A 5737-nucleotide genomic window follows, 5' to 3' on the forward strand; every position below is an offset into this window, starting at 1 on the left:
CGCGGCTGCACTGAGCGCACGCGAGGCCGCGCGACCGGCGCCCGGCGCGCGCCCCTGGCGTTGCTCGCGACTGCCCGAGTAGTGCAGCAGCAGGGCGATCTGGCGCGCCGCGGCCTGCTCGAGGCGCGAGCGCTTCAGTCGTCCGGCCTTGACGGCGGCGATGATGCCCGCGCGGGCGGCTGCCGGCGAGGGGGGCATCAGCAGCACGTCGTTGCCGGCGCGCAGCCCCTGCACTGCCGAGTGCGCCGAGTCGTACGTCGCCCGCACACCCGCCATGGAGAGCGAGTCCGTGACGACGAGCCCGTTGAAGCCGAGCTCGTCACGGAGCAGGTCGGTGACAATCGCCCTCGACATGGACGCCGGCACGCGCGGGTCGATGGAGCGCACGTCGATGTGGCCGGCCATGATCGCCGGCACGCCCTGCTCGACGGCCGCCGCGAAGGGGGCCAGGTCGAGGGCCGTCAGCTGCTTGCGGGTGCGGGTCTGCACGGGCAGCGTCAGGTGGCTGTCCTGCGGCACCGAGCCGTGGCCGGGGAAGTGCTTGAGCACGGGGACGAGCGCTGCGGCGGTGTAGCCGTCGACGGCCGCGCCGACCTGTTCGATCACGGTCTCGGCGTCCGAGCCCGCCGACCGCGAGCCGATCGTCGGGTCGCCGGGACCCGACGTGATGTCCGCGTCCGGCGCGAACACGACATCGAAGCCCAGCCCGCGCAGCTCGGCGCCGCTGGCCCGGGCCGCGTCCTTCGTCAGCCGCACGTCGTCGGCCGCGCCGGCACTCATGAACGTCGGGAACCGGGTGGCGTCGCCCTTCACCCGCTCGACGATGCCGCCCTCCTGGTCGACGGCGAGGAAGAGCGGCCAGCGGCGACGTACGGCGCCCTCGAGCGTGGCGTTGACACCGCGGATCTGCTGCGTGGAGGCCACGTTGTCCGCGAACGCGATCACCCCGCCGAGGTGGAGGCTGCGCACCAGCGCCACGGGTGCCGCCACGCCCCGCCACTCCGCGACGATCACCTGACCGGCCAGGTCGGGCAGCCGCATCCGGCCCACGAGGGTGGCCGCGTGCTCGAGCTCGGCCTCGGACGGCCCCCACCCCGCGACCAGCCCGAGCTTCTGCGCCGGGGTCGCGGGTTCGGTCGCCTCCGCACTCGCCGCGGGCGACTCGCTCGCCGCCGGCACGTCGGACTCGGGGTCGCCCGAGCACGCCGAGCCGAGCAGGCTCAGCGCAACGATCAGGGGGACGAGCCGGCGCATCGGACCATCCTCGCAGGCGTCTTCAGCCGACGTTCTCGCGCTCGGCTCCGATCGTGGTGTCGGCCCCGTGGCCGGTGTGGACGACCGTCTCGCCGGGCAGTGCGAAGAGCCTGGCGCGGATGGACTCCTTGATGAGGTCTGCGTCGCTGAACGACCGCCCGGTCGCACCCGGCCCACCCTCGAACAGGGTGTCGCCGGTGAAGACGCAGCCGAGGTCGTGGACGTAGATGCACACTGCGCCGGGCGCGTGGCCCGGCGTGTGCAGGATCGTCAGCGCGGCCCCTCCCACCTTGATCGACTGGCCGTCCTCGATGTCGACGTCCCACAGCTCGTCACTGTGGGTCAGCTCCCACAGCGGCCGGTCGTCCGGGTGCAGCAGGATCGGCGCCCCCGTCGCCGCGCGCAGCGCGGGGGCCACCCGGACGTGGTCGTCGTGGGCGTGGGTGCACAGGATCGCCTTGACGGTGCGCCCGGCGACCACCGCGAGGATGTCGTCGACCGAGTGCGGTGCGTCGATGACGATGCAGTCGTCGTCGTCACCGACGACCCAGATGTTGTTGTCCACCTGATGCGTCTCGCCGTCCAGCGAGAACGTGCCCGAGGTGACCGCGTGATCGACACGGACCGTCACGCGAACACCACCACCGAGCGCAGGACGGAACCCTCGTGCATCTTGGCGAACGCCGCCTCGACGTCGCCGAGGCCGATCTCCTCGCTGACGAAGGCATCGAGGTCGAGCCGCCCCTGCTGGTAGAGGTCGACGAGCATCGGGAAGTCGCGTGAGGGCAGGCAGTCGCCGTACCAGCTCGACTTGAGGGCCCCGCCGCGGCCGAAGACGTCGATCAGCGCGATGTCGGGGATCCTCATGTCCGGGGTGGGTACGCCGACCAGGACCACCGTGCCGGCGAGGTCGCGGGCGTAGAACGCCTGCTTCCAGGTCTCGGGGCGTCCGACGGCGTCGATCACGACGTCGGCGCCGTTGCCGTCTGTCAGGGCCTGGATCGCGGCGACCGGGTCATTGCCCGACGAGTTGACCGCGTGGGTGGCACCCATGCCGCGAGCCCACTCGAGCTTCTGGTCATCGATGTCGACCGCGATGATCTTCGAGGCGCCGGCCAGCGCCGAGCCGGCGATCGCGGCCATCCCGACCCCACCGCAGCCGATCACGGCGACGGACTTGCCCCGGCTGACGTTGCCGGTGTTGAGGGCGGCGCCGAGACCCGCCATGACCCCACAGCCGAGGAGGCCCACGGCGGCGGGTCGAGCCGACGGGTCGACCTTGGTGCACTGTCCCGCAGCGACCAGGGTCTTCTCGGCGAACGAGCCGATCCCCAGCGCGGGGGACAGCTCGGTGCCGTCCTCCAGGGTCATCTTCTGGGTGGCGTTGTGCGTGTCGAAGCAGTACCACGGCTGACCCCGGCGGCAGGCACGGCAGTTGCCACACACGGCTCGCCAGTTGAGGACGACGAAGTCACCCACCTCCAGGCCGGTGACTCCGGCCCCGATGGCCTCGACGACGCCCGCGGCCTCGTGACCGAGGAGGAAGGGGAAGTCGTCGTTGATCCCGCCCTCGCGGTAGTGCAGGTCCGTGTGGCAGACCCCGCAGGCCTGCACCTTGACGACCGCCTCACCCGGACCGGGGTCGGGGATGTTGATCGTCTCGACGCTGACCGGTTGGCCCTTGCCGCGGGCGACCACGCCCTTCACCTGCTGCATGCGAGCTCTCCTTCGTTGGATGTCTGTCGCAGCCCGGCGGGCCGCCACACGGTGGGCATTGCGGCGGGCATCATGCGGCGAACCGCCACGACGCCAGCACACTCTGGACGATCTCGTCGCGCTCGGCCCTCGACTCACCGTTGCCGAAGCTGAACTCCAGCTCGAACTGCTGCCGATCGAGGAGCGTCGCGAACAGGTCGACGTACTCCCCGGGCCTCACCGTGCCCGAGAGGTGCGAGACCACCTGCCCGTCGACGGTCACGTCGTCCTGCCGCTTCAACGTGTTGTCCCAGTCGGAGCGCGTGGCGTTGTCGCGGGCCTGCTCGTCGAGCGACTCCACCAGCAGTTGCGGGAAGCGGAACAGCGTCATGATCGAACCGGCATCGGTCCGGGGGTAGCCGGACGCCTGGATGGCGCTCGCCGTGCCCGCCACCCACTCAGCGGGGAGGTTGGCCGACATCCCCTTGACCTTGATCGTCTCGCCCGCCGCCGGCGCGACGGTCGGCGTCGGCTCCCCGGTGGGCTCCTCGACCGGAGTCGTTGTCGCGGCCTGGCCCGGGTCGGACCCGCCGGAGGTCGAGTCCTGCGACGAGCTGCACCCCGACATGACGAGGGCGACCAGCACGAAGCCGAGCATCTTGCTGACGTGGTTCACGAGGTGTTGCCTCCCGAGGCGAGATACGATCCTGGCGATCAGATTAGGTGCTGCCGCAACACGGGGTGTTTAGGGCCGGCACAACCGGGGAATGAGCGCGGTCGCAGGTTTTGCCGAACTGCCCGCACTCACTGTCCAGGATCGACACCGGAGCCAAGGGGAGGCACCACGATGGTTCTCATCGCCGACGTCGGCGGCATGTCGGGCATAGCGAACACGCTGCAGTCCGTCTCCGTCCCGCCAGATGTGATCGAAGAGATCATCAAGATCCTTCAGCAGGAGTCGACGTCCCTCGAAGCCGGGTCGTTCAACGAGGTTCCCGCCACCTGGTTCGGCGCTCGATTCAGCGGCCAGAACCTCGGCAACCACACCAAGCTCGCGCACAGCTACCTGTCCAACTCCGTCCTCGAGGCGGTGGCGAGCCTGCAGTCGACCGGGGACGCCATCGAGCAGTTCGACAAGGAGCTGGAGAGCGCCGACGCCGACTCGCAGGCCGCCACCGCCGCCCTGCTCAACCGCACGCAGCAGGCCGTCGACCAGCTGGACGACAACCGCCTCACCCCGCCCGCAGTGCCGACGCAGGAGAGCAGCCCGTGAGCAGCCGGCACTACCGCGACAACCTGATCCAGGCCCTGGACAGCGCCGACCAGGAGAACATCGTCGCAGCGGTCGGCGAGTGGCGCAGCTCCTCGGAGCTGCTGGCGAAGGTGTCCGAGAAGATCCGCGCCAGCGGCACCAAGATCAACAGCGAGATCGAGGGCCTGGCCGGCGAGGCGATGGTTGCGAAGTTCACCACGATCAGCGACAAGCTCGACCTGGACGCCACGAGCATGCTGCAGGGTTCGGAGGCGCTCGGCATCGCCGCCGACACGGCCCTGGAAGCCATCAAGACCCGCAACAGCCTCCAGCTGTCGGGCCCGATGAACCAGCTGCCCACCAAGCCAGAGGGTCCGCTGCCGGGCGCCCAGCCGACACCGAAGCAGACACAGGACCTCGCGGCGTACAACACCGGGGTGGCGCAGTACGAGGCGAACGAGCAGGCAGCCGAGGACAGCGCCCGGCTCGCGCTGCAGAGGCTCGACAAGGGTTACGGCGAGGCGGCGCTGGTGATGAAGGAGATCCACGGCGAGCCCGACCCCCAGGCGCCCACGCCCACGGTTCCGGGAGGCCCCGGAGGTGGTCCCGGTGGTCCCACAGCGCCCACGCCCACTCCCACGCCGAGCCCGTATCCGACGCCCACGCCCACTCCCACTCCCACGCCGACACCCACTCCCACGCCGACACCCCAACCGCCCACTCCCCAACCACCCGTGCCCCATCCGAATCCGGTCCCGCCCCATTACGAACCGCCCGGGTTCACGCCGCGCCACCCGGTCGAGGTGCCCACCACCAACGTGCAGGGCGGCACGGATGGCGGCACCAGTTATCAGGGCCTGCACCCCAGCGGTTCGTCCTCGACCGGCAGCGCGGCGAGCACCAGCGCGGCCGTCGGCGGTGGAGCGGCAGCCGGCGCGGCCGGCATCGGCCTGGGTGCGGGGATGATGAAGGGCGGGGCCATCAGCGGCTCGATGAAGGCCCCCGCAGCCGGCTCCGTGCGCGGCATCGGCGCGGGCGGTCGAACCGGCAGTCCCAGCGCGCTGGGTCGGGGTGCGTCGGCATCCGGTTCGGGTGGCCGGGGCGCCCCCTCGAGCACCGCAGGCTCGACCGCCAAGAGCGGCGTCCGCCCGGGCGCGACCAAGGGCAGCGCCGGTCGCTCCGCTTCCACCGGGTCCACGTCCGGCAAGGGCTCGACCAAGGGCAAGGGCCTGTTCCGCCGTGGCACCAACGGCTCCAGCACCGGCGGCCGCTCGAAGAAGGCGGACGACGAGCGCAGCACCGAGCGCGACTCGCTGGTCTACGAGCAGGACTGGCTCGGCGACGACACCGCCGCGCCGGGGGTCTTGGACTGAGGAAGGCAGCCGCTCACGCCACCACGGTGGTGATGGGTTGAGAAGAGTCGGCCGCGAGGTCGCGCGCCCAAGGCGCGCCACCAATAATAACCAGTTAGGGCCCCACAGCCGCCACCAAAGCCCCCGTGTGGGTGGACAAGCCCCGGCCGGGGCCCCCGCCCCC

Annotated in this window: 6 protein-coding genes; 2 read left to right on the forward strand and 4 right to left on the reverse strand. The window is 71.1% G+C overall.

The genetic code is table 11. The annotated features are described in order from the left end of the window. The 4 genes from RMO85_RS11080 to RMO85_RS11095 all read right to left on the reverse strand — a co-directional run. A partial coding sequence (locus tag RMO85_RS11080) for a glycoside hydrolase family 3 N-terminal domain-containing protein (RefSeq protein ID WP_310528781.1) occupies positions 1 to 1254 on the reverse strand: 1254 nt, incomplete at its 3' end. 22 nt (positions 1255 to 1276) lie between these two features. Further along, positions 1277 to 1885, reverse strand: coding sequence for an MBL fold metallo-hydrolase (locus tag RMO85_RS11085; protein WP_310528782.1), 609 nt, complete (start codon positions 1883 to 1885; stop codon positions 1277 to 1279). After that, on the reverse strand, positions 1882 to 2970 hold the full coding sequence (locus RMO85_RS11090) for an S-(hydroxymethyl)mycothiol dehydrogenase (protein WP_310528783.1): 1089 nt from the start codon (positions 2968 to 2970) through the stop codon (positions 1882 to 1884). Before RMO85_RS11090 ends, RMO85_RS11085 begins: the two co-directional genes overlap by 4 nt. 70 nt (positions 2971 to 3040) lie before the next feature. Beyond that, positions 3041 to 3625, reverse strand: a complete 585-nt coding sequence (locus RMO85_RS11095; RefSeq protein WP_310528784.1) for a hypothetical protein — start codon at positions 3623 to 3625, stop codon at positions 3041 to 3043. A gap of 171 nt (positions 3626 to 3796) precedes the next feature. Here RMO85_RS11095 and RMO85_RS11100 point away from each other — a divergent pair, with 171 nt between their 5' ends. Continuing rightward, entirely contained in the window at positions 3797 to 4222 is a 426-nt protein-coding gene (locus RMO85_RS11100; RefSeq protein WP_310528785.1) for a hypothetical protein, read from the forward strand. Next, positions 4219 to 5574: a hypothetical protein gene (locus tag RMO85_RS11105; protein ID WP_310528786.1), complete on the forward strand. Its 1356-nt coding sequence runs from the start codon at positions 4219 to 4221 to the stop codon at positions 5572 to 5574. The genes RMO85_RS11100 and RMO85_RS11105 overlap by 4 nt, the downstream gene beginning before the upstream one ends. Positions 5575 to 5737: the final 163 nt, after the last annotated feature.

This window comes from Nocardioides sp. (genome assembly GCF_031422975.1).
Taxonomy (GTDB): domain Bacteria; phylum Actinomycetota; class Actinomycetes; order Propionibacteriales; family Nocardioidaceae; genus Nocardioides.

Bases quoted from the DNA above. Each gene is read 5' to 3' on its own strand.
- RMO85_RS11090 (WP_310528783.1), bottom strand. From the start codon at position 2,970: ATGCAGCAGGTGAAGGGCGTGGTCGCCCGCGGCAAGGGCCAACCGGTC.
- RMO85_RS11100 (WP_310528785.1), top strand. From the start codon at position 3,797: ATGGTTCTCATCGCCGACGTCGGCGGCATGTCGGGCATAGCGAACACG.